Annotated in this window: 24 protein-coding genes and 1 riboswitch; of the genes, 22 read left to right on the plus strand and 2 right to left on the minus strand. The window is 74.0% G+C overall.

Features of this window, described 5'->3' with window-relative positions; genetic code table 11:
- The first annotated feature begins 3 nt into the window (after positions 1-3).
- Together fmt and ACTMTB_RS28140 are read left to right on the plus strand one after the other, a co-directional pair.
- Positions 4-930, plus strand: coding sequence for a methionyl-tRNA formyltransferase (gene fmt / locus ACTMTB_RS28135; RefSeq protein WP_441149197.1), 927 nt, complete (start codon positions 4-6; stop codon positions 928-930).
- Entirely contained in the window at positions 927-2,537 is a 1,611-nt protein-coding gene (locus tag ACTMTB_RS28140; RefSeq protein WP_441149198.1) for an RsmB/NOP family class I SAM-dependent RNA methyltransferase, read from the plus strand. The genes fmt and ACTMTB_RS28140 overlap by 4 nt, the downstream gene beginning before the upstream one ends.
- A gap of 63 nt (positions 2,538-2,600) precedes the next feature.
- On the opposite strand, the gene ACTMTB_RS28145 is transcribed toward ACTMTB_RS28140, so the two are convergent.
- Both ACTMTB_RS28145 and ACTMTB_RS28150 read right to left on the minus strand, forming a co-directional pair.
- Positions 2,601-3,491, minus strand: coding sequence for a septum formation family protein (locus tag ACTMTB_RS28145; RefSeq protein WP_441149199.1), 891 nt, complete (start codon positions 3,489-3,491; stop codon positions 2,601-2,603).
- Between the two features lie 79 nt (positions 3,492-3,570).
- The gene (locus tag ACTMTB_RS28150; RefSeq protein WP_441149200.1) at positions 3,571-4,458 is read right to left on the minus strand and encodes a septum formation family protein; all 888 of its coding nucleotides are present in this window, start codon (positions 4,456-4,458) and stop codon (positions 3,571-3,573) included.
- Positions 4,459-4,716: 258 nt separating this feature from the next.
- Here ACTMTB_RS28150 and rpe point away from each other — a divergent pair, with 258 nt between their 5' ends.
- From rpe to ACTMTB_RS28250, 20 genes are all read left to right on the plus strand, one after another.
- Positions 4,717-5,397: a ribulose-phosphate 3-epimerase gene (gene rpe / locus ACTMTB_RS28155; RefSeq protein ID WP_436682863.1), complete on the plus strand. Its 681-nt coding sequence runs from the start codon at positions 4,717-4,719 to the stop codon at positions 5,395-5,397.
- Position 5,398: 1 nt separating this feature from the next.
- Positions 5,399-6,358 (plus strand): response regulator, encoded by a 960-nt coding sequence (locus ACTMTB_RS28160; protein ID WP_357920337.1) that lies wholly within the window; start codon positions 5,399-5,401, stop codon positions 6,356-6,358.
- Between the two features lie 62 nt (positions 6,359-6,420).
- A riboswitch (FMN riboswitch) is annotated at positions 6,421-6,595 on the plus strand.
- Between the two features lie 148 nt (positions 6,596-6,743).
- Complete coding sequence (gene ribD / locus ACTMTB_RS28165; RefSeq protein WP_441149201.1) at positions 6,744-7,805, plus strand: bifunctional diaminohydroxyphosphoribosylaminopyrimidine deaminase/5-amino-6-(5-phosphoribosylamino)uracil reductase RibD; 1,062 nt, start codon at positions 6,744-6,746, stop codon at positions 7,803-7,805.
- Between the two features lies 1 nt (position 7,806).
- Positions 7,807-8,445, plus strand: coding sequence for a riboflavin synthase (locus ACTMTB_RS28170; RefSeq protein ID WP_334573467.1), 639 nt, complete (start codon positions 7,807-7,809; stop codon positions 8,443-8,445).
- Complete coding sequence (pnuC, locus tag ACTMTB_RS28175; protein ID WP_441149202.1) at positions 8,445-9,137, plus strand: nicotinamide riboside transporter PnuC; 693 nt, start codon at positions 8,445-8,447, stop codon at positions 9,135-9,137. The genes ACTMTB_RS28170 and pnuC overlap by 1 nt, the downstream gene beginning before the upstream one ends.
- Positions 9,134-10,399, plus strand: coding sequence for a bifunctional 3,4-dihydroxy-2-butanone-4-phosphate synthase/GTP cyclohydrolase II (locus ACTMTB_RS28180; protein ID WP_441149203.1), 1,266 nt, complete (start codon positions 9,134-9,136; stop codon positions 10,397-10,399). Before pnuC ends, ACTMTB_RS28180 begins: the two co-directional genes overlap by 4 nt.
- A 2-nt stretch (positions 10,400-10,401) precedes the next feature.
- Entirely contained in the window at positions 10,402-10,902 is a 501-nt protein-coding gene (gene ribH / locus ACTMTB_RS28185) for a 6,7-dimethyl-8-ribityllumazine synthase (protein ID WP_334573470.1), read from the plus strand.
- Positions 10,903-11,071: 169 nt separating this feature from the next.
- Complete coding sequence (locus tag ACTMTB_RS28190) at positions 11,072-11,335, plus strand: phosphoribosyl-ATP diphosphatase (RefSeq protein ID WP_013732805.1); 264 nt, start codon at positions 11,072-11,074, stop codon at positions 11,333-11,335.
- Positions 11,336-11,380: 45 nt separating this feature from the next.
- Complete coding sequence (hisG, locus tag ACTMTB_RS28195; protein WP_441149204.1) at positions 11,381-12,226, plus strand: ATP phosphoribosyltransferase; 846 nt, start codon at positions 11,381-11,383, stop codon at positions 12,224-12,226.
- Positions 12,223-13,260 carry a DMT family transporter gene (locus ACTMTB_RS28200; protein ID WP_441149205.1) on the plus strand — a complete coding sequence of 346 codons (1,038 nt, stop codon included), beginning with the start codon at positions 12,223-12,225 and terminating at the stop codon, positions 13,258-13,260. Before hisG ends, ACTMTB_RS28200 begins: the two co-directional genes overlap by 4 nt.
- An 82-nt stretch (positions 13,261-13,342) precedes the next feature.
- The gene (locus ACTMTB_RS28205) at positions 13,343-13,816 is read left to right on the plus strand and encodes a PH domain-containing protein (RefSeq protein WP_441149206.1); all 474 of its coding nucleotides are present in this window, start codon (positions 13,343-13,345) and stop codon (positions 13,814-13,816) included.
- A 347-nt stretch (positions 13,817-14,163) separates the two neighbouring features.
- Positions 14,164-14,808, plus strand: coding sequence for a translation initiation factor IF-3 (infC, locus tag ACTMTB_RS28210; protein ID WP_441149207.1), 645 nt, complete (start codon positions 14,164-14,166; stop codon positions 14,806-14,808).
- Positions 14,809-14,827: 19 nt separating this feature from the next.
- Positions 14,828-15,022, plus strand: coding sequence for a 50S ribosomal protein L35 (gene rpmI / locus ACTMTB_RS28215; RefSeq protein ID WP_280837083.1), 195 nt, complete (start codon positions 14,828-14,830; stop codon positions 15,020-15,022).
- Between the two features lie 32 nt (positions 15,023-15,054).
- Entirely contained in the window at positions 15,055-15,447 is a 393-nt protein-coding gene (gene rplT, locus ACTMTB_RS28220; RefSeq protein ID WP_441149208.1) for a 50S ribosomal protein L20, read from the plus strand.
- Between the two features lie 29 nt (positions 15,448-15,476).
- Entirely contained in the window at positions 15,477-16,316 is an 840-nt protein-coding gene (locus tag ACTMTB_RS28225) for a TrmH family RNA methyltransferase (protein ID WP_441149209.1), read from the plus strand.
- A gap of 215 nt (positions 16,317-16,531) precedes the next feature.
- Complete coding sequence (gene pheS / locus ACTMTB_RS28230; RefSeq protein WP_441149210.1) at positions 16,532-17,611, plus strand: phenylalanine--tRNA ligase subunit alpha; 1,080 nt, start codon at positions 16,532-16,534, stop codon at positions 17,609-17,611.
- Positions 17,612-17,651: 40 nt separating this feature from the next.
- Positions 17,652-20,198: a phenylalanine--tRNA ligase subunit beta gene (pheT, locus tag ACTMTB_RS28235; RefSeq protein ID WP_441149211.1), complete on the plus strand. Its 2,547-nt coding sequence runs from the start codon at positions 17,652-17,654 to the stop codon at positions 20,196-20,198.
- A gap of 263 nt (positions 20,199-20,461) precedes the next feature.
- On the plus strand, positions 20,462-21,673 hold the full coding sequence (locus tag ACTMTB_RS28240; protein WP_441149212.1) for a nucleotide sugar dehydrogenase: 1,212 nt from the start codon (positions 20,462-20,464) through the stop codon (positions 21,671-21,673).
- Positions 21,670-22,458: a glycosyltransferase family 2 protein gene (locus ACTMTB_RS28245; protein WP_441149213.1), complete on the plus strand. Its 789-nt coding sequence runs from the start codon at positions 21,670-21,672 to the stop codon at positions 22,456-22,458. Before ACTMTB_RS28240 ends, ACTMTB_RS28245 begins: the two co-directional genes overlap by 4 nt.
- An 8-nt stretch (positions 22,459-22,466) precedes the next feature.
- On the plus strand, positions 22,467-23,492 hold the full coding sequence (locus tag ACTMTB_RS28250) for an NAD-dependent epimerase/dehydratase family protein (protein WP_441149214.1): 1,026 nt from the start codon (positions 22,467-22,469) through the stop codon (positions 23,490-23,492).
- Positions 23,493-23,508 lie beyond the last annotated feature (16 nt).

The raw sequence follows: 23,508 nt of genomic DNA on the forward strand, positions 1-23,508 counted from the left end.
CGGATGCGCCTGATCTTCGCCGGCACGCCGGCCGTCGCCGTTCCCGCCCTGGACGCTGTCGCCGCCTCCGGGCACGAGCTGCTGGCCGTGGTCACCCGTCCCGACGCCCCGGCCGGGCGCGGTCGCGGCCTGGTCCGCTCGCCGGTCGGCGCGTGGGCCGACGAGCGCGGGATTGAGGTGCTGACCCCGGCGAAGCCCCGCGAGCCGGAGTTCCTCGACCGGCTGCGCGAGCTGGCGCCGGACTGCGTGCCCGTGGTCGCGTACGGCGCGCTGGTGCCGCCGGTGGCCCTGGAGATCCCCCGGCACGGCTGGATCAACCTGCACTTCTCGCTGCTGCCCGCCTGGCGCGGCGCGGCCCCGGTGCAGCAGGCCGTGCTGCACGGCGACGAGCTGACCGGCGCAAGCGTCTTCCAGCTCGAACAGGGCCTGGACACCGGCCCGGTCTACGGCACGCTCACCGACGAGATCCGGCCGACCGACACCTCCGGCGACGTGCTGGAGCGCCTCGCGCAGTCCGGCGCGGGCCTGCTGGTGGCCGTCCTCGACGCGATCGAGGCCGGGACGGCCCGGGCCGAGCCGCAGCCGGCCGACGGGGTGTCCCTGGCCCCGAAGCTGACCGTGGAGGACGCCCGGGTGCGCTGGACCGATCCGGCCTTCGCCGTCGACCGACGGATCCGGGCCTGCACGCCGGCCCCGGGGCCGTGGACGACCTTCCGGGGCGACCGGGTCAAGCTGGGCCCGGTGACCCCGGTCGGCAACGGCCCCGAGTTGAAGCCGGGAGAACTGCTGGTGGAGAAGTCCCGGGTGCTGGCCGGCACCGCGACCGTGCCGGTGCAGCTCGGTGAGGTGCGCGCGGCGGGCAAGAAGGCCATGCCGGCCACCGACTGGGCGCGCGGCGTCCGGGTCGGCGCCGGCGAGGTGCTCGCGTGAGCACCCCCGAGGACCGTTCCGACAGCTCCCGTTCCGACAGTCCCCGCGGCGACCGGTCCGCCGGTCGCGCCGACGGCCCCCGCGGTGACCGGTTCGATCGGTCCGCGCCCCGCCGCTCCGACGCGCCGCGCGGCGACCGCCCGACCGGCGGTTACCGCGGCGACCGCCCGACCGGCGGCGGTTACCGCGGCGACCGCCCCGGTGGTGGCCGTCCCGGCTTCGACCGGCGCGGCGGCCGTCCCGCCCGCCCGGCTGTCGACCTGCCCCGGTACGCCGCCTACCAGGCCGTCGCGGCGGTGCACCGGGACGACGCGTACGCCAATCTGGTGCTCCCGTCGATCCTGCGCGAGGAGGGGCTGGTCGGCCGGGACGCCGCCTTCGCCACCGAGCTGACCTACGGCACGCTGCGCCACACCGGCACCCTGGACGCGATCATCGCCGACGCCGCCGGGCGGGAGGTCGAGCGGATCGACCCGCCGGCCCGCGACGCCCTGCGGCTCGGGGCGTACCAGCTGCTGCACACCCGGGTGCCGGCGCACGCGGCGGTCTCCTCGACCGTCGACCTGGTCCGCTCGGTCGCGCCGGGCGCCGCCGGTTTCGCCAACGCCGTGCTGCGGGAGATCGCCGGCCGGGACGTCGACGCCTGGGTGGCCAAGCTCGCCCCGCCGATGGAGACCGACCCGGTCGGCCACCTGGCGCTGGCGTACAGCCATCCGCAGTGGATCGTGCGGGCCTTCGCCGAGGCGCTCGGCGGGGACCTGGGGGAGACCGCCCGGCTGCTGATCGAGGACAACGAGCGGCCCCCGGTGCACCTGTGCGCCCGGCCCGGCCTGGCCGACCCGGTGGAACTGGCCGACGAGGTGGGCGGCGCGCCCGGCGCCTTCTCGCCGTACGCGGTCTACCTCTCCGGGGGCGCGCCGGGTGACCTGCCGGCGCTGGCGCAGGGGCGCGCGCACGTACAGGACGAGGGCTCGCAGCTGGTGGCGAACGCGCTGGCCGTCGCGCCGCTGGACGGCCCGGACGGGCGCTGGCTCGACCTGTGCGCCGGCCCCGGCGGCAAGTCCGGCCTGCTCGGCGCGCTCGCCGCGCAGCGTGGCGCCCGGCTGACCGCCGTGGAGGTCTCCGAGCACCGCGCCCGGCTGGTCGAGCAGGCCACCCGGGGCCTGCCGGTGAGCGTGCTGCACACCGACGGCCGCACGGTCGGCGCGGACCCGGAGCTGCCCGAGGGGCAATTCGACCGGGTGCTGGTGGACGCCCCGTGCACCGGCCTGGGCTCGCTGCGCCGCCGGCCGGAGTCGCGCTGGCGGCGTCAGCCGTCGGACCTGCCGCCGCTGACCCGGTTGCAGCGCGAACTGCTCACCGCGGCCCTGCGCGCGGCCCGTCCCGGCGGCCTGGTCGCGTACGTCACCTGCTCCCCGCACGTGGTGGAGACGCACGTGACGGTGACCGAGGCGGCCCGGCGCGCCAATGTGCCGGCGGACTTCGTCGACGCCCGTACGCTGCTGCCGGCCGGCATGCCGGGGCTGGGCGACGGCCCGACGGTGCAGCTCTGGCCGCACCGGCACGGCACGGACGCGATGTTCCTGGCGGTGCTGCGCCGCGGCTGAGCGGCGGGCAGCGCAGCGGTACGGGGGCGGGGCGGAGCACGGCAGGGCCGCCCCGCCGCGGGCTCAGCGGACCGGCAGGCCCCGGGTGCCGACGCCCTTGAGCGAGCGGGTCAGGGTGCGGTCGCTGACCCACACGAAGCACTGCACCCCGCGGTTGCCGTCGCGCCACTCCCGCTCCAGCGGGTGGTAGAAGATCGAGCCGGCGCGGAACCGCAGGTTGCCGTCGTTCGGCACCCCGGTGTACTTCGCCAACAGGCCGAGGCATCCCTTGTGGACCCGCCCGCCGCCCTTGGTGACCTGGGCGTAGCTGAGGCCGGTGGCCGGCCAGACGCCGACGAACTCGGCGTGGTGCCGGGCGGTGCAGGAGACCGGCTTCATCGCCTCGACGTCGTCGCCGTCGACCTTCGGTTCGAAGCAGCGCAGCCGCAGGTCGGTGTCGCGGGTCAGGGCGCCCTTCAGGCTGCCGGTGCGGGGGGTGGCCCGCGCCTCGTCGACGCTCTCGACCTCGGTCAGGTCGCAGCGGAACCAGCGGGCCCCACCCGTCCAGGCCGCCGGTGAGGGGAAGACGACGGCGAGGCCGAGCCGGCCGGAGCGCCAGTCGGCGCCCACCGCCCGCCGGACCTCCCGGTCACACTCGGCGCGGGCGGCGAGCATCGCGCCGGTGCCGCCGGCCGGGGGAGTGGCGCGCCGGGCGTCGGCGCCGGTGACGGTGCCCACATGCATCGTCTCGGCCCGGTGCGACCGGCCGCAGTCGACCGGGTGGTAGCCGCTGAGGTAGCCGACGTCCTGCACCTCGGCGTGGCAGACCCCGGCGGCGGGGACGAATCCCTGCGGCGCGGCGAGGGCCGGCCAGTCGTCGGCGAGGTCCGCGTCCACGCCGGCGGGGGCGCCGCACCCGGTCAGCGCCAGCAACGCCGCGCCGCCCACGGCGACCGCCGTCCACCACCGCCGCATCGCACCCGACCTTTCGCCGACCGTGACCGTGGCGCCCGCCGAGCGGGTGTCACGGTGCGGCAGCTTACGGCACCCGGCCTCAGATGGCGGGGAGTCCCTTCGGGCCGGCGCCGCGCATCGAGCGGGTCAGCTTCCGGTCGTCGCTCCACAGGAAACAGCGGATGCCACGGTCGCCCTCCTCCCACTCCCGCTGCGACGGCGGGTAGAAGATCGAGCCGGCCCGGTACGGCAGGTCGGAGTTGTTCGGCACGGCGGCGAAGTTGGCGATCAGTGCCATGCAGCGCCGGTGCACCTCCTGGTTGGCCCGGCCGAACTCCGCCCAGGTCATGTCCCGTTCGAGGTAGACCCCGACGAACTCGGCCCGGTGCGGCTCGGAGCAGAGCACCGGCGCCATGTAGTTGAGGTTGTCGCCGATCAGCTTGGGGTCGAAGCAGCGGTGGGTGAGCGGGTTGTCGCCGATCATCGCGCCGCGCAGGCTGCCGGTCCGGTTGACCGGACGGGTGTTGTCGATGCTGTCGGTCTCGCTCAGGTCGCAGCGGAACCAGCGGGCGCCGCCGTTCCACGCCGGCACGGAGGGCAGCGCGATGTTCATGGTGAGCCGGGCCGAGTGCCAGTCGCCCCCGAGCACCTCGCGGGCCCGCTGGTCGCACTCGGCGCGGGCGGGGCGCAGCGCCGGGGAGCCCGGCTCGGGGCGCGGCCCGGCAGCCGCGTCGCCGGTGAAGGTCCCGACGTGGATCGCCTCGGCCAGGTGGTTGCGGGCGCAGTCCACCGTGTCGTACGTGCCCGCCTGGACCACCGCCGTGATCCGGGGCAGGCAGGCGTCCGTGGCGGGCACGAACATCCGCGGTGCGGGCAGGTCCGGCCAGTCGTCGGCCAGGTCGCCGTCGGGCCGGTGCTGCGGGACGCAGCCGCTCATCGCCATCGTCGCCGCGCCGGCCAGCGCCAGCGCCACGAGCCACCGTCGCATCGTCCGCCCTTTCCGGGAGATGACGGCCGGTCGTTGCGGCCCGCGCGGAGTTGCGGTTCCGCGGGACGTGCAGCACGGCTGACCGTCTCTGATGGAGTGTTGCCGCCTTTCCGTCGGTCGGCCAGTCGCGGCTGGCCGTCCGTCCGGTTTTGCGTTCCGTGGAGCCCAATCTTGCACCAGCGGTCACTCCTGGGTCACAGGGCGTTCCCGTGGGGCCGCGATGCCCGCGGCGGGTGGCCGCATTCGTACACTGACCCCGTGACCGTACCGCCGCCGATCGTCGCGCCCAGCATCCTCGCCGCCGATTTCGCCCGCCTCGCCGACGAGGTCCGTGCCGTGGAGAACGCCGCGGACTGGCTGCACGTCGACGTGATGGACAACCACTTCGTGCCCAACCTGACCATCGGCCTGCCCGTGGTGCAGAGCCTGCGCGCGGTGACCCAGATCCCGTTCGACGTGCACCTCATGATCACCGACCCGCGTCGCTGGGCCCCCGGTTACGCCGACGCCGGCGCGTACAACGTCACCTTCCACGCCGAGGCCTGCGACGACCCGGTCGCGCTGGCCAAGGACCTCCGCTCGGCCGGTGCCAAGGCCGGGCTGGCCATCGACCGGGACACCCCGATCGAGCCGTACCTGGAGCTGCTGCCCAGTTTCGACACCCTGCTGATCATGACGATCAAGGCCGGCTTCGGCGGGCAGCGGTTCATCCCGCAGCTGCTGGAGAAGGTCCGCGCGGCCCGCCGGCACGTCGACACCGGCCACCTGGAGCTGCGCATCGAGGTCGACGGCGGGATCGCCGCCGACACCATCGAGCAGGCCGCGGCGGCCGGCGCGGACGCCTTCGTCGCCGGCACCGCCGTCTACGGGGCGGCCGACCCGGCCGAGGCGGTGCGCCGCCTGCGGGGGCTCGCGGAGCGCGCGGTTCCCGGAGCCTGACGTGGACCCGGCCGGCGACCGACCCGACGTCATCCTGGTCGTCGACGACGACGAGGACATCGCCCGCTTCGTCGAGTTCAACCTGCGGCTGCACGGCTTCGAGGTGCTCCACGCCGGCGACGGCCAGGAAGCGCTCGAGATGATCGAGCGGCACCGGCCCGACCTGGCCGTGGTGGACCTGATGATGCCCCGGATCGACGGGTTGGAGCTGACCCGCCGGCTGCGCGCCGACCCGATGACCTCCGCCCTGCCGGTGATCATGTTGACCGCCAAGGGGATGACCGTGGACAAGGTGCACGGCCTCAGCGCCGGCGCCGACGACTACCTGGTCAAGCCCTTCGACACCGCCGAGCTGGTGGCCCGGGTCAGCTCCACGCTGCGCCGCAACAAGGAGTTCCGGGAGGTCTCCCCGCTGACCGGGCTGCCCGGCAACAGCCGGATCCGCCGGGAGATCAGCGACCGGGTCCGCAGCGGCGTCGACTACGCCGTCGGCTACATCGACATCGACCGGTTCAAGAGCGTCAACGACCGGTACGGCTTCGTCCGCGGCGACGAGTTCATCTCCGCGCTGGCCCGCAGCCTGCACCGGGCGGTGGTCTCGATCGGGCTGCCGCCGGCCTTCCTCGGCCACGTCGGCGGCGACGACTTCGTCGTCGTCTGCACCCCGGAACAGGTCCGGCCGTTGACCTTCCGCGCGGTGGAGGACTTCGAGAAGGCCGCCGACAAGCTCTACGACCCGGCCGACGCCGAGCGCGGCTACGTCGAGCTGAAGGACCGCCGGGGCAACGTCCGCAGGGCGCACCTGGTCACCCTCTCCATCGGGGTCTCCCTCTCCGACGCCCGGAAGCGCTTCACCGACCCGCTCGCCGCGATCGCGGTCGCCTCGGAGATGAAAACCGTCGCCAAGAGCCAGCCCGGTTCGTACGTGGCGGTGGACCGGCGGCGCGCCGACGGGGTGTGAGGTAGCCCGCGTGCAGTGGCGTACCGGCCGGGGGAACGTGTAAGACTTCCCATGTACCCACCACGCGCTGGCGGGGCTCGGTGAAATTCCGAACCGGCGGTGATCCACGGTCCGACCGTGGTAAGCCCGCGACCCGGACGGCTCAGGCCGCCCGGTGGACCTGGTGAGAATCCGGGGCCGACGGTTGGGAGCGGGGAACGTTCCGCACCCAGAAAGTCCGGATGGGAGACAGCGCGCGGGACGGGGCGGGCCTGCGTGGATCGTTGCATCCAGCCATCGCGTGGGCTCCCCGGGGGCGGCCGTGCCGTTCCCGGATCCGCCGCCGCCTGCCCGCGGCTCCTCCCGTACCGCCCGCGCGCGGCCCGGCGAGTGAGAGGGCAGAGGCATGGCCGGCGTCTCCGTCGACGACGCGATGCGGCGCGCCGTCACGCTGGCGGCCCGTGGCCTCGGCACCACCAGCCCCAACCCGGTCGTCGGCTGCGTCCTGCTCGATCCGGACGGCACGGTCGTCGGGGAGGGATTCCACGCGTACGCGGGCGGACCGCACGCCGAGATCGTCGCGCTCGCCCAGGCCGGTGAGCGCGCCCGCGGCGGCACCGCGGTGGTCACCCTCGAACCCTGCGACCACGTCGGCCGCACCGGCCCCTGCAGCCTCGCGCTGGTCCAGGCCGGCGTGGCCCGGGTGGTGATCGCCGTGCCCGACCCCAACCCGGTCGCCACCGGCGGCGCCGCCACCCTGCGGGCCGCCGGCATCCAGGTCGAGTTCGGGGTACGCGCGCAGGAGGCCGAGACCGGCAACATCGCCTGGCTGACCTCGATGCGCCGCGGCTGGCCGTACGTCATCTGGAAGTTCGCCGCGACGCTCGACGGCCGGTCGGCGGCGGCCGACGGCACCAGCATGTGGATCACCTCCGAGGCGGCCCGCATCGACGTGCACGCGCTGCGCGGCACGGTCGACGCGGTGCTCGCCGGGGTGGGCACCGTGCTCGCCGACGACCCCCGGCTCACCGCCCGCAACCTGCGCGACGGCACCCTGGCCATCCGGCAGCCGCTGCGGGTGGTGGTGGACAGCTCCGGGCGTACCCCGGCCGGGGCCCGGGTCCACGACGGCGCCGCCCGGACGTGGGTCGCCACCGCGGCGGAGGTCGGGGCCGGCCCGGACGGCCGGGTCGACCTGCCGGCGCTGCTGGCGGAGCTGCACCACCGCGGCGTGCGGGCCGCGCTGCTGGAGGGCGGCCCCCGGCTGGCCGGCGCGTTCCTCGCCGCCGGCCTGGTCGACAAGGTCGTCGGGTACGTCGCACCGAAGCTGCTCGGCGCGGGCCGGACCGCGCTGGTCGACGCCGGCGTGACGACCATCGCCGATGCCATCGACCTGGAGATCACCGACGTTACGCAGATCGGTCCCGACCTGCGGATCACCGCGCTGCCCCGGAAGAGGGAGGCCTGAGATGTTCACCGGCATCGTCGAGGAGTTGGGCGAGGTCGTCCGCGTCACGGACACCGGGGGTGACTCCGCGCTGGTCGCCGTCCGCGGCCCGCTGGTCACCTCCGACGCCCGGCACGGCGACTCCATCGCGGTCAACGGCGTCTGTCTCACGGTCGTCGACGTCGAGGAGGGCGTCTTCACCGCCGACGTGATGGGGGAGACGCTGCGCCGCTCCGCGCTCGGCGCGCTGCGGGTGGGTGACCCGGTGAACCTGGAGCGGGCCGCCGCGCTGAACAGCCGGCTCGGCGGGCACATCGTGCAGGGCCACGTCGACGGGGTGGGCGAGATCGTCGCCCGGGAGCCCGCCGCGCAGTGGGAGACGGTCCGCTTCCGGCTCCCCGCCGACCTCGCCCGGTACGTGGTGGAGAAGGGCTCGATCACCATCGACGGCGTCTCGCTGACCGTGGCCGCCGTCGGCGACGACTGGTTCGCCGTCGGGCTGATCCCCACCACGCTGAAGCTGACCACGCTCGGCGGCAAGGGCGTCGGCGACCCGGTCAACCTGGAGGTCGACGTGCTGGCCAAGTACGTCGAGCGCCTGCTCGGCGACCGCCTCGCCGGCGGCGGCCTGCCCGGCGGGCCCGCGGGGGGTGGGCGCTGATGGGCCCGCTCGGCTGGCTGCTCGAGGCCCAGCTCGAGATCGCCGGCTCGCCGGTGCTGGTCCGCGAGATCGTCGGCAACGTCTTCGGGCTGGCCTCCGCGCTGCTCGGGCTGCGCCGACTGGTCTGGGCCTGGCCGGTCGGCATGATCGGCAACGCGCTGCTGTTCACCGTGTTCCTCGGCGGCGTCTTCGTCACCCCGCAGGCGCACGACCTCTACGGCCAGGCCGGCCGGCAGGTCTTCTTCTTCTCGGTGAGCGTCTACGGCTGGTGGCGCTGGTCGCGCAACCGCCGGCAGGGCGACGACCAGCCGGCGGTCAGCCCGCGCTGGGCCACCGGCCGCGAGCGGCTCGGCCTGCTGCTGGCCGCCGCCGTCGGCACCGCCGCCGGGTACCCGGTGCTCGCCGCGCTCGGCTCCTGGGGCCCGCTGCCGGACGCCTGGATCCTGACCGGCAGCCTGCTCGCCACGTACGGCATGGCCCGCGGCTGGGTCGAGTTCTGGCTGATCTGGATCGCCGTCGACGCGGTCGGCGTGCCGCTGCTGCTGCGCGGCGGCTTCTACCCGTCGGCGGCCATGTACCTGTTCTACGGCGCGTTCTGCGTCTGGGGTCTCGCCGCCTGGTGGCGGACCTCGCGGGCCGCCCGGTCGGCCGCCCCGTCGATTCCGTCCACCTACTCGGAGGCAGTCGCATGAGCACCTTCGCCAGCATCGAGCAGGCGGTGGCGGACATCGCCGCCGGCCGGCCGGTCGTCGTGGTCGACGACGAGTCCCGGGAGAACGAGGGGGACCTGATCTTCGCCGCCGAACTGGCCACGCCGGAGCTGGTTGCGTTCATGGTCCGCTGGACGTCCGGCTACATCTGCGTGTCGCTGACCGAGTCGGAGTGCGACCGGCTGGACCTGCCGCCGATGCACCACACCAACCAGGACCGGCGCGGCACCGCCTACACGGTGACCGTGGACGCCCGGGAGGGGATCGGCACCGGCATCTCGGCCGCCGACCGGTCGCACACCATCCGGCTGCTGGCCGACCCGGGCACCGACCCGACCGACCTGTCCCGCCCCGGGCACGTGGTGCCGCTGCGCGCCCGCGAGGGCGGGGTGCTGCGCCGCCCCGGGCACACCGAGGCGGCCGTCGACCTGACCCGGCTGGCCGGGCTGCGTCCCGCCGGCGTGCTCTGCGAGCTGGTCAACGACGACGGCACCATGATGCGGGTGCCCGACCTGGAGAAGTTCTGCGCCGAGCACGCCCTGACCCTGGTGACCATCGCCGACCTGGTGGCCTACCGGCGGCGGCACGAGAAGCAGGTGGAGCAGGTCGCCGACGCCCGGATGCCCACCCCGTACGGGGTGTTCCGGGCGCTGGGCTACCGCGCCGAGCACGACCCGGCCGAGCACGTCGCCCTGGTCTACGGGGAGCTCGGTGACGGGCAGGACGTGCTGGTGCGGGTGCACTCGGAGTGCCTGACCGGGGACGTCTTCGGCTCGCTGCGCTGCGACTGCGGCCCGCAGCTCCAGGCGTCCCTGGCCCGGGTCGCCCGGGAGGGGCGGGGCGTGGTGCTCTACGTGCGCGGGCACGAGGGGCGCGGCATCGGGCTACTGCACAAGCTCCAGGCGTACCAGCTCCAGGACCTGGGCCGGGACACCGTGGACGCCAACCTCGACCTGGGGCTGCCCGCCGACGCCCGCGACTACGGCACCGGCGCGCAGATCCTCTACGACCTGGGTGTGCGCTCGATGCGGCTGCTGACCAACAACCCGGCCAAGCGGGCCGGGCTGGAGGGGTACGGCCTGACCATCACCGGCCGCGAGGGGCTGCCGATCCGGCCGCACCCGGAGAACGTGCGGTACCTGCGGACCAAGCGGGACCGGATGGGGCACCTGCTGGACGAACTGGACGAGGTGACCGAGGCCCCGATGGGCCGCCCGGTCCCCGGCGACGAGATCGGAGCGTAGACATGGCGGGATTCGGCGAGCCCGGGGTGACCACGGTGGACGCCGCCGGGCTGACCGTGGGCGTGGTGGCCGCGCGCTGGCACGCCGACCTGACCGACCACATGCTCGACCGGGCGGTGGCGGCGGCCGAGGCGTGCGGCGCCCGGTCGGTGGTCGCCCGGGTGGCCGGCTCGGTGGAGCTGCCGGTGGTGGCCCAGGCCCTGGCCCGGCGCTGCGACGTGGTGGTCGCCCTCGGCGTGGTGGTCCGGGGTGCCACCGCACACTTCGACTACGTCTGCCGGTCGGTGACCGACGGCCTGACCCGCGTCGCGCTGGACGAGGGGAAGCCGGTGGCGCACGGGGTGCTCACCGTGGAGACGATCGAGCAGGCCCGCGACCGGGCCGGGCTGCCCGGCTCGGCGGAGGACAAGGGGTGGGCGGCCACCGTGGCGGCCCTCGACGCCGCGCTGGCCATCCGGGACGTGGCCGCGGCCAACGGCCACCGGCTCGGCTTCGGCCGCTGACCCCGCCCGTCGTCGATCGGCTCGTCCTGCGGCGTGTCGCGGTGTCCCTGATCGGGGACACCGCGACACGCCGCAAACGGGGGTGGAGGTCGACCGTCCGGGTGGGAAGGGCGACGCGGCCGGACCCGGTGCGCGAGGTGTCGCCCGATGACTGGAAGAATCGGATCCCGTGAAGACGTTCGAGGAGTTGTTCGCCGAGCTGCAGGCCAAGGCCGCGGCCGGCACCCCGGGCTCGGGCACGGTCGCCGCCCTGGAGAAGGGCGTGCACTTCATCGGCAAGAAGGTCGTCGAGGAGGCGGCCGAGTCGTGGATGGCCGCCGAGCACGAGGGGCCGGAGCGGACCGCCGAGGAGATCTCCCAACTGCTCTACCAGGTCCAGGTGCTGATGCTCGCCAGCGGTCTCGAGCTCAAGGACGTCTACCGACATCTGTGAGTGCGCCCCGTCGTTGATCACATCTGATCGAAGGAGCACTCCGTCATGCTGCGTGTCGCCGTACCCAACAAGGGCGCCCTGGCCGAGAAGGCCGCCGAGATGCTGCGCGAGGCGGGCTACCGCCAGCGCACCGACCCCAAGGACCTCGTCAGTCGGGACGAGCCCAACGACATCGAGTTCTTCTACCTGCGTCCCAAGGACATCGCCACCTACGTCGGCTCCGGTGACCTCGACATCGGGATCACCGGCCGCGACCTGCTGATCGACTCCGGCGCGCCGGCCGAGGAGGTGATGGACCTGGCCTTCGCCCGGGCCACCTTCCGCTTCGCCGCCCGCCCGGAGGACGTCCACTCCGTGCAGGAGCTGGGCGGGCACCGGATCGCCACCGCGTACCCGGGGCTGGTCGATCGGTACCTCGGCGAGCTGGGGGTCAAGGCCGACGTGATCCGGCTGGACGGGGCGGTGGAGAACGCCATCCGGCTCGGCGTCGCCGACGTGGTCGCCGACGTGGTGGAGACCGGGGCCACCCTGCGCCAGGCCGGCCTGGTGGTCTTCGGCGACCCGTTGCTGCGCTCCTCGGCGGTGCTGGTCCGCCGCACCGGCGCCCCGACCCACCCGCAGGCCGAGCAGTTGCTGCGCCGCCTGCACGGCGTGCTGGTCGCCCGCCGCTACGTCATGCTCGCCTACGACGTGCCGGCCGGCCTGCTGGACCGGGCCAGCTCGCTGACCCCGGGCATCGAGTCGCCGACGGTGTCGCCGCTGCACCGGGAGGGCTGGGTCGCCGTGCAGGCGATGGTGCTCCGCGACGACGTGCACCGGATCATGGACGAGCTGTACGACCTCGGCGCCCGCGCCATCCTGGTCACCAACATCCACGCCTGTCGGCTGTGAGGTCACTGCCGCCGACGGCCGCGCTGGCCCTGGTGGTGCTCGGCGGGGTGGCGTCGGCCGCGCAGGGGGCGGCGAATGCCGAGCTGGGCGAGCGGGTGGGCAGTCCCGTGCTCGGGGCGGTGGTCAACAACGCCGGTGGCACGCTGCTGGTGCTGGTCGGATTGCTGGTCCTGCCGTCGATGCGGACCGGGCTCGCCGTGCTGCGCCGGTCCCGGCTGCCCTGGTGGTGCTACCTGGGTGGGCTCGGCGGGGCGGCGATCATCGTGATCGGCACGTACGTCGTGCCGGTGCTCGGGGTGGCCGTCTTCACCATCGCCCAGGTCGCCGGGGGCAGTCTCGGTGGCCTGGCGGTGGACCGGGCCGGGCTCGCCCCGGTGGGTCGGCTCGCGCTCACCCCGTCCCGGGTGGCCGGCGCCCTGCTCGGCACGGCGGCGGTGGGGCTCGCCCAGCTGGGCCAGCCCCTGGGCGAGCTGGCCGTCGGCCTGGTCCTGCTCGCCGTGGTGGGCGGGCTGGCGGTCGCCCTGCAGTCCGCGCTCAACGGCCGGGTGGCCGCGGCGGGCACCGCCGCGGCCAGCACCGCGATGAACTTCGCCGTCAGCACGCCGGCCGTGCTGGCCGTCGCGGCGCTCGCCGGCGCGTTCACCGTGGCCCGGCCCGACTGGCCACCGGCCTGGTACCTGTACACCGGCGGACTGCTCGGGGTCGGCATCGTGGCCAGCCTGCTGGTCGGCGTGCGGGCGCTGGGCGTGCTGCGGACCGGTCTGGCGTTGGTCGCCGGCCAGCTCGGCGGGGGACTGCTGCTGGACCTGCTGCTGCCCGGTGGGCCGGGGCTGCGCTGGCCCGTCCTGGCCGGCGCGGTGCTCACGCTGGTCGCCTCGGTGGTCCCTGGCCAGCAGCGGCGTCCGACCGCCCGGACGGCCTCGGCGTCCGCCGTCAGCCGGTCGGTGCCGGCGATGCGGTCGACCCCGGAGGATCCGGCGGGACGGCAGCGAGGCTCCACGTACGCCGACCGGCCCGCTCCGCCGGCCGGCTGACACCGCCTGCGCGGTCGGGCGACGAGGGCACCGGCCGTGTGGCGGCGGACCACCGCCCGGGACCGGGTGGCAGACTGGTGGGGTGAGCGATACCGAGCTGATCCGCCTCAAGCCCCGTCGCATCCGGGTGGTCTGCTGGGCCTCGGCCGCCGCCGTCCTGGTGGTCTTCAGCCTGGTGGCGACCTCGCTCACCGGCCGGACCGGCGATGGCTACGGCACCTTCCAGCGCGGCGACCAGCTCGCCATGGTCGGCCTGGGCGTCTTCGGCGCGCTGGCCATCCTGCTCTTCACCCGCCCCCGGATCGAGGCGGACGCCCGGGGCGTGCGGGTGCGCAACGTGATCGGCTCGTACGAGCTGCCCTGGGAGGTCGTCCGCAGGGTGCGTTTCGACCGGGGCGCCCCCTGGGCCAGCCTGGAGCTGCACGACGACGACCTGGTCCCGATGGTCGCCCTCCAGGCGGCCGACGAGGAGCTCGCGGTCGAGGGCGTCCGCGCGCTGCGCCGGCTGCACCAGGCCCACCTGGCCGCGTCGGCGGCCGGCCAGACGATTCGCTGAGCCCCCGGTCACACCCGCGCTGACCTGCGAGCCCGGTTTGGGGATGCCTGGGGCGAGGGTGTAGTGTTGCCGAGTCGACCAGACTGCCCCCGTTCCGACGTGCGGGCGGTCTTGAAGCGGAGCGCCTGCTCCCACCCGAGTCGCCCCTGACGGTGGCCGGGTCCGGTCCCCGGTTCCGGGCACGTCCCGGTCCCGGATGCGCGATCATGTGATCGTGCCGACCGGTCGAGCGGGCCCTGGCATGCGCCAGGGCCTTCTGCTTTCCGGCGGCCCCCACCCGGGGGCCCACGGGGTCGCCACACGCAGGACACTCGACTCGAGGAGGCCCCATCAGCGTCGAACCACGCGTGAACGAGCAGATCCGGGCACGTGAGGTCCGACTGGTCGGCCCTGAGGGTGAGCAGGTGGGCATCGTCCCGCTGGAGCGCGCCCTGCAGCTGGCCGCGGACGTCGACCTGGACCTGGTCGAGGTTGCGCCGATGGCGCGCCCGCCGGTGTGCAAGCTCATGGACTTCGGCAAGTTCAAGTACGAGAGCGCACTGAAGGCGCGCGAAGCGCGGCGTAACCAGCAGCAGACCGTCATCAAGGAGATGAAGCTCCGGCCGAAGATCGACCCGCACGACTACGAGACCAAGAAGGGTCACGTGGTGCGGTTCCTCAAGGCGGGCGACAAGGTCAAGGTGACGATCATGTTCCGCGGTCGCGAGCAGAGCCGCCCGGAGCTGGGTTACCGGCTCCTGCGCCGGCTCGAATCCGAGATCACGGACCTGGGCTACGTCGAGGCCGCTCCGAAGCAGGACGGCCGAAACATGATCATGGTTCTCGCTCCGCACCGGGCCGTCAAGGCCTCCGCGGTCGCCGCCACGGCGTCCCGTGGCGGGCCCCGGGACCGGGCGGAGGAGTCCGCCCCGGAAGCCGGTGAGGCCGCGGCGACCGGCGAGACCGCAGCAGCCGGCGAGACCGGCGCCGTCGCCGAAAACACCGGCGAGTAACAGGGGAGAGACGTTCCACATGCCGAAGATGAAGAGCCACACGGGTATGGGCAAGCGGGTCAAGGTGACCGGCAAGGGCAAGATCGTTGCCCAGCAGGCCGGCCTTCGCCACAACCTGGAGAAGAAGCCCTCCCGCCAGACCCGGCGGCTGACCGGCACGGTCGAGCTGGCCAAGGCCGACGTCAAGCGAATCAAGAAGCTGCTCGGCCGCTGACGCGCGCCACCTGAACCGAAAGAGGAGTTGAGATGGCACGCGTCAAGCGGGCTGTGAACGCCCAGAAGAAGCGTCGTACCCTGCTGGAGACCGCGAGTGGTTACCGCGGTCAGCGCTCCCGGCTGTACCGCAAGGCCAAGGAGCAGGTGCTGCACTCGATGCAGTACGCCTACCGGGACCGTCGTGACCGCAAGGGCGACTTCCGGCAGCTCTGGATCCAGCGCATCAACGCTGGTGCCCGGGCCAACGGCATGACCTACAACCGGCTGATCCAGGGCCTGCGCCTGGCCGGCATCGAGGTCGACCGCAAGATCCTGGCCGACCTGGCCGTCAACGACGCCGCGGCGTTCGCCGGGATCGTCGAGCTGGCCCGCGCCGCCGTGGCGGCCGAGGGCACCGGTGGCGCCGCGGCCCAGGCCGCCTGATCCACCCGCAGCAGATCGAGGCGTCTCCCATGCAGTCACCATCGCGCGGGAGGCGCCTCGACGCTGTCTCCGGCCCGTTCACGCCGCGTACCCCCAGGGTCGCCGCCGCCCGCCGGCTGCACCGCCGCCGGGACCGCGAGGCCACCGGCCGGTTCCTGGCCGAGGGCCCGCAGGCGGTCCGCGAGGCCCTCGCGCGCGCCGGAACGGTCACCGAGCTGTTCGGTACGCCAGCCGCCCTCGACCGGTACGCCGACCTCGCGGCGGCCGCCGCCCGGGCCGACGTAGCAGTCTCCGAGGTGACCGACGAGGCCCTGGCGGCGCTCGCCGAGACCGTCGCCCCGCAGGGCCTGGTCGCCGTCTGCCGGCACCTCGACGTGCCGCTGGAGCAGGCGCTGGGCGCCGGCCCGCGCCTGGTCGCGGTGCTCGCCGAGATCCGCGACCCGGGCAACGCCGGCACCGTGCTGCGCACCGCCGACGCGGCCGGCGCGGGCGCGGTGATCTTCGCCGGCGACGCCGTCGACCCGTACAACGGCAAGTGCGTGCGGGCCTCCGCCGGCAGCCTCTTCCACGTCGACGTGGTCCGCGCCCCCGACCCCCTCGACGTGGTCGCCGCGCTGCGGGCCGCCGGGCTCACCGTGCTCGCCACCACCGGGTACGGCGACAGCGACCTCGACGACCTCATCGACTACGGACGGCTCGCCGCCCCCACCGCCTGGCTCTTCGGCTCCGAGGCGCACGGGCTGCCCGAGGAGCTGACCGCCGCCGCCGACGCCCGGGTCCGGGTGCCGCTGCACGGCCGCGCCGAGAGCCTGAACCTGGCTGCGGCCGCCGCCGTCTGCCTGTACGCTTCAGCCAGAGCACTGCGCTGACCTCGTCACGCGCGCTACTGAGCACAGGGGAGTCGTCCGCATGGTGAACGCGTCACGGCGTTCGTTTAGCCAGCCCGCCGGTGTCGGCGGGCGGCGGGCTGCGACCCTTCCTCCCGCGTAACTCCCACCGGCGGGCTGCGGCACAGCCGCGCGTCCGTAGACTCGCCTAGCCGCCCGTGAGGGCCGGCGCCGCCGTGAGGGAGTGCCCGTACGCCATGAGCTACCGCAACGATCCGTACGACCCGAAGCAGGTCGCCCTGCTGGACCCGGCCGCCCTGGCCGAGGCCGTCGCCGTCGCCGAGAAGGCGTTCGCCACCGCCGCCGACCCGGACGCGCTGACCGCGCTGCGCCCCGCGCACCTCGGGGACCGGGCCCCGGTCTCGCTGGCGCGCCGGGAGATCGGCGCGCTGCCGCCGGCCGCGAAGTCCGACGCGGGCAAGCGGGTCAACGAGGCCCGCCGGGCGATCGAGAGCGCCTACGCCGCCCGCCAGGAGGTCCTGGAGCGCGAGCAGGCCGCCCGGGTGCTGGTCGAGGAGCGGGTCGACGTGACCCTGCCGTACGACCGGCACCCCCGGGGCGCCCGCCACCCGTTGAGCACCCTGATGGAGCAGATCAGCGACCTGTTCGTCGGGATGGGCTACGAGGTGGCCGAGGGCCCCGAGGTCGAGCTGGAGTGGACCAACTTCGACGCGCTGAACATCCCCGCCGACCACCCGGCGCGTGGGCTGATGGACACCTTCCACATCGCACCGCCGGTGGGCACGGACACGTCCGGTCTTGTGCTGCGCACGCACACCTCGCCGGTGCAGGCGCGCACCATGCTCACCCGTAAGCCGCCGATCTACGTGATCGTGCCCGGCCGGGTCTACCGCACCGACGAGCTGGACGCCACCCACGCGCCGGTCTTCCACCAGGTCGAGGGCCTGGTGGTGGACAAGGGCATCACCATGGCGCACCTGCGCGGCACGCTCGACCACTTCGCCCGGGCGATGTTCGGCGAGGGCGCGAAGACCCGCTTCCGGCCGCACTACTTCCCGTTCACCGAGCCGTCGGCCGAGTTCGACGTCTGGTTCCCGGAGCACCGGGACGGGCCGCGCTGGGTGGAGTGGGGCGGCTGCGGCATGGTCAACCCGCGGGTGCTGCGCGCCTGCGGCATCGACCCGGAGGTCTACTCCGGATTCGCGTTCGGCATGGGCATCGACCGCACCGTGATGTTCCGGCACGGGGTCAGCGACATGCGGGACATGGCCGAGGGCGACGTGCGGTTCACCCGCGCGTTCGGGGTCGGGGCGTAGGCGATGCGGGTACGAGTCACGGGAACGGTGGTCTGAAGTCATGCGAGTTTCTGTCAGTTGGCTGCGGGAGTACGTCGACCTCCCCGCCGACCTGCCCACCGGCGACCTGGAGCAGGCCCTGGTCGACCTCGGCATCGAGGTCGACTCCGTGGTGGACCTGCGGGAGACCGTCACCGGTCCGCTGGTGGTCGGCGAGGTCCTGGAGATCGAGGAGCTGACCGGCTTCAAGAAGCCGATCCGGTTCTGCCGGGTTGACGTCGGCGCCGCCAACGGCACCGGCGAGCCGCAGGAGATCGTCTGCGGGGCGCGCAACTTCGCCCAGGGCGACCGGGTGGTGGTGATCCTCCCCGGTGGGGTGCTGCCGGGCGACTTCGTCATCGGCGCGCGCAAGACCTACGGGCGCAACTCCGCCGGCATGATCTGCTCGGCGAAGGAGCTGGGCCTGGGTGACGACCACTCCGGCATCATCGTGCTGCCCCCGGACACCCCGGCCAAGCCGGGCGACGACGCGCGCCCGGTCGTGGGGCTCGACGACGTCGTGGTCGAGCTGGACATCACTCCCGACCGGGGGTACGCGCTGAGCGTGCGCGGCCTGGCCCGCGAGCTGGGGCACGCCCTCGGCGTGCCGTTCCGCGACCCGGGTCTGATGCCCGCGCCCGGCGGCACCGCCGAGCCGGCGTACCCGGTCGAGGTGCGCGACACGGTCGGCTGCGACCGGTTCGCCGCGCGGATGGTGCGGGGCATCGACCCGACCGCCGAGACGCCCGGCTGGATGTCGCGACGGCTCACCGTGGCCGGCGTCCGCAGCATCTCGCTGCCGGTCGACATCACCAACTACGTGATGCTCGAACTCGGCCAGCCGATGCACGCCTTCGACGCCGACCGGATCAGCGGCCCGCTGGTGGTCCGCCGCGCCGAGGCGGGGGAGAAGCTGACCACCCTGGACGGGGTGGCCCGCACCCTGACCGCTGAGGACATGGTCATCTGCGACGACACGGGGCCGATCTCGCTCGCCGCGGTGATGGGCGGCGAGACCAGCGAGGTCATCGGCGGCACCACCGACGTGCTCTTCGAGGCCGCCCACTGGGATCCGGTGATGGTCGGGCGCACCGCCCGCCGGCACCGGCTGTTCAGCGAGGCGGCGAAGCGCTGGGAGCGGGGCGTCGACCCGGCCCTGCCGCTGGTCGCCCTGGAGCGGGCGGTGCGGCTGCTCACCGAGCACGCCGGTGGCACCGTCGGCGAGCAGATCCTGGACATCGACCACGTCCGGCCGGTGCGGCCGGTCATCCTCCCGGCCGACCTGCCGTCCCGGCGGGTCGGGGTGGCGTACTCCCCGGAGCGGGTGGTCGCCCTGCTGGAGCAGGTCGGCTGCACCGTCGTCCGGGGCGCCGACCGGCTGGCCGAGGACCCGGGCGAGGTCGGCGTGGCGGCCGGCGCCGGTGACGTGCTCACCGTGACCCCGCCGACCTGGCGACCCGACCTCACCGACCCGGCCGACCTGGTCGAGGAGGTGGTCCGCCTCGACGGGTACGACCGCGTGCCGTCCGTGCTGCCCACCGCGCCCGCCGGGCGTGGCCTCACCTGGCAGCAGCGCCGCCGCCGGGCGGTGGCCCGCGCGCTGGCCGAGCGCGGCCACGTCGAGGTGCTGGCCCACCCGTTCACCGCGCCGGAGCTCGCCGACCAGCTCGGCCTGCTCGCCGACGACCCGCGCCGGGCGGCGGTCCGGCTGGCCAACCCGCTCTCCGAGGAGGAGCCGGTGCTGCGGACCACGCTGCTCGGCCCGCTGCTCGGCATCCTCAAGCGCAACCTGGGCCGGGGCCAGCGGGACCTGTCCATCTACGAGATCGGGACGGTCTTCCACCCGCGCCCCGGCGCCGGCACCCCGCCGGCGATGGGCGTGGACCGGCGGCCCACCGAGGCCGAGTTCGCCGCCGCCGACGCGGTGGTGCCGTACCAGCCGCGGCACGTCGCGGTCGTGCTGGCCGGCGACGTCGACCCGGCCGGCTGGTGGGGGCCGGGTCGGGCGGCCAGCTGGGCGGACGCGGTCGAGGCCGGCCGGGTGGTGCTCGCCGCCGCCGACATCCCCGCGGACCGGATCGAGGTGCGGGCCGTCGAGTACGCGCCCTGGCACCCGGGACGCTGCGCGGAGCTGCTGGTCGACGGGGCGATCGTCGGTCACGCCGGCGAGCTGCACCCGGCCGTGGTGGCGGCACTGGAGCTGCCCCGCCGCACCAGCGCCATGGAGCTGGACCTGGACGCGTTGCCGGCCCCGCCGGTCGCGCCCGCGCCGACCGTGTCCGGCTTCCCGCCGGCGCTGATCGACGTGGCGCTGGTGCTGGACGAGTCGGTGCCCGCGGCCCAGGTGGAGCGGGCGCTGGTCGAGGGCGCCGGCGAGCTGCTGGAGAGCGTCCGGCTCTTCGACGTGTACGCCTCGGAGCAGCTCGGCGCGGGACGCCGGTCGCTGGCGTACAAGCTCACCTTCCGGGCTCCGGACCGGACGCTGACCGTGGAGGAGGCGGTGGCCGCCCGCGACGCGGCCGTCGCCGTCGCGGCGCAGCGGTTCGGCGCCACGCTGCGCGGCGCCTGACCGGCGAGCGAGGGCCCCTTCCGCGACGGTGGGAGGGGCCTCGTCGTGTCTGTCGCCGGCCGGTGTCGGCAGTGCGGGGTCACGGCCTCCGCCGCGTTCCGGCGAGGGTGACCGGTCCCCTACGTACGGTGAGGCATCGGCCGAAAGGCCACCGCCGACGGCATGTTCGGCTACCCAATGGTCACATGGAAGCGGTTAACCTGCTTGGATTCCGACTCACCACCTCGATCACACCCCCACCACCCCCACCGGGAGCTGACCCCATGTCCGAGGATCCGGGCCCCGCGCCGCTCTCCGTCGACGTCTGCATCGTCGGGGGTTGCGGCCGGGTCGGCTTGCCGCTGGGCATCGCGTTCGCCGCCCGCGGCCTCTCCGTCGTGCTGTACGACATCAACGCCGACGCGGTCGCCACGGTGAACGCGGGCACCCTGCCCTTCGCCGAGCCGGGCGCGGCCGACGTGCTGGCCGAGGCGGTCTCCGCCGGCCGGCTGCGGGCCACCACCGACCCGGTCGCCGTGGGCGCCTCCGAGCACCTGGTGGTGGTCGTCGGCACGCCCGTCGACGAGCACCTCAACCCGGACCTGGGCGCGGTGCCCCGCGCGCTGGAGCGCTGCGCCGAGCACCTGCGCGACGGCCAGTTGGTGGTGCTGCGCAGCACCGTCTATCCCGGCGTGACGGCGCTGACCGAGAAGCTGCTCGCCGGCAAGGGCGTCAAGGCCGACGTGGCGTTCTGCCCGGAGCGGATCGCCGAGGGCCGGGCGATGACCGAGCTGTTCACGCTGCCGCAGATCGTCGCGGCCCGTACGCCCGTCGCCCTGGCCCGGGCGGAGAAGCTGTTCCGGCACCTCACCGAGCAGATCGTCCCGCTCGAGCCGGAGGAGGCGGAGCTGGCGAAGCTGTTCACCAACACCTGGCGGTACATCAAGTTCGCCACCGCCAACCAGTTCTGGATGATGGCCAACGACTTCGGGCTGGACTTCGCCCGGATCCGGCACGCGGTCGCCCACGACTACCCACGCGCGGCGGACCTGCCGATGCCGGGCTTCGCCGCCGGGCCGTGCCTGTTCAAGGACACCATGCAGCTGGCCGCGTTCAACCGGAACAACTTCGTGCTGGGCCACTCCGCGATGCTGATCAACGAGGGGCTGCCGCTCTACCTGGTGTCTCGGCTGGAGGACCGGTTCGACCTGTCCGAGCTGACCGTGGGCATCCTCGGGATGGCCTTCAAGGGCGGCTCGGACGACCCGCGGGAGAGCCTGGCGTACAAGCTGCGCAAGATCCTGGCGCTCAAGACCCGGGAGACCATCTGCACCGACCCGTACGTCGCCGACGAGCGCCTGGTCGACCTGGACGAGGTGCTGCGCCGGGCCGATCTGCTGGTCATCGCCGCCCCGCACGAGCAGTACGCCCGGCTGGACACCGACAAGCCGGTGATCGACATGTGGGGCCTGACCGGGACGGGGGTGCGGGTGTGAGGCCCCGGGTGTCGGTGATCGTGCCGGTCTACAACGAGGGCGAGGCCATCCTGCGCTGCCTCGAACGGATGCTGCGCGAGATGCTGCTCCCGGCCGAGGTGCTGATCGTGCACGACATGCCGGAGGACACCACCGTCCCGTACGTCGAGCAGATCGCCCGCACCGACCCGCGGGTGCGCGCGGTGCTCAACACGTACGGGCGCGGGCCGGCCAACGCCATCCGGTTCGGCATCGACGCGGCGCTCGCCCCGGTCGTCGTGGTCACCATGGCCGACGGCTGTGACGATCCGCGCCAGATCGACGAGCTGGCCCGGCTGGTGGACCGGGGCGTGGTGGTCGCCGCCGCCTCCCGCTACATGCCCGGCGGGCAGCAGGTCGGCGGGCCCCGGCTGAAGCGGATGATGTCCCGCTGGGCGGGGCGCAGCCTCTACACGCTGGCCCGGGTGGGCACCCGGGACGCCACCAACAGCTTCAAGGCGTACGACACGGCGTTCGTCCGGGAGGTCGGCATCGAGTCGCGCACCGGCTTCGAGATCGGGCTGGAACTGACCGCGAAGGCCACCCGGCTGCGCCTGCCGGTCGCCGAGATCCCCACCATCTGGCTGGACCGGCCGCTGGGGGAGTCCCACTTCGACCTGGGTCGGTTCCTCCCCGGCTACCTGCGGTGGTACTTCTTCGCCTACGGTCGACGGCTGAGCCGGGAGAAGCTGACCGACCGCACGGACCCGGCCGTGCCCGCCCCGCGCGGCGAGCGGGACAGCACCGAGTACGAGAAGACCGCATAGGAGCGCACGTGGCGAAGGTCCTGGTAACTGGTTCGGCCGGCTTCATCGGCGGTTACCTCGTCGAGGAGTTGCTGGGCCGGGGCCACGAGGTGGTCGGCATCGACAACTTCTCCAAGTACGGCCCGGTCACCCACAGCTACGACACCCATCCCCGGTTCCGGTTCGTGGAGGGCGACGCCCGCGACGTCGACCTGCTCACCGAGCTGCTGGACGGCTGCGACCACCTGGTCGCCGGGGCGGCGATGATCGGCGGCATCTCCTACTTCCACGCCTACGCCTACGACCTGCTCGCCACCAACGAGCGGATCATGGCGGCCACCTGCGACGCGGCCATCCGCGCCCACCGCGACGGCAGCCTGGCGAAGGTCACCTACCTCTCCTCCTCGATGGTCTACGAGTCCACCGAGCACTGGCCCAGCACGGAGGGCGACGAGCGGCGCATCCCGCCGCCGCTGTCCTCGTACGGCTTCCAGAAGCTGGCCGTGGAGTACTACGCCCGGGCCGCCTGGGAGCAGTACCAGCTGCCGTACACCATCGTCCGGCCGTTCAACTGCGTCGGCGTGGGGGAGGGGCGGGCGCTGGGCCAGGCCGAGGTGCTCTCCGGCAACGTCAAGCTCGCCATGTCGCACGTCGTGCCGGACCTGGTGCAGAAGATCGTCAAGGGGCAGGATCCGCTGCACATCCTCGGCGAGGGCCACCAGGTGCGGCACTACACCTACGGCGGGGACCTGGCCCGGGGCATCGCCACCGCGGTGGAGCACCCGGCGGCCCGCAACGAGGACTTCAACCTCTCCACCGCCGAGTCGACCAGCGTGCTGGAGCTGGCCGAGCTGATCTGGCGCAAGATCAAGGGCCCGGACGTGCCGTTCCGGTACGTCTCCGACGAGCCCTACCAGTACGACGTGCAGAAGCGGGTGCCGGACGTGGCCAAGGCCCGCGAGGTCCTCGACTTCACCGCCACCACCTCGCTGGACGAGATGCTCGACGAGGTCGTGCCGTGGGTGACCCGGGCGGTCGATGAGGGCCGCCTGTAGTTTCGGCCCGTTGTCG

This window comes from Micromonospora sp. L32, from assembly GCF_052068055.1.
Classification (GTDB): domain Bacteria; phylum Actinomycetota; class Actinomycetes; order Mycobacteriales; family Micromonosporaceae; genus Micromonospora; species Micromonospora purpureochromogenes.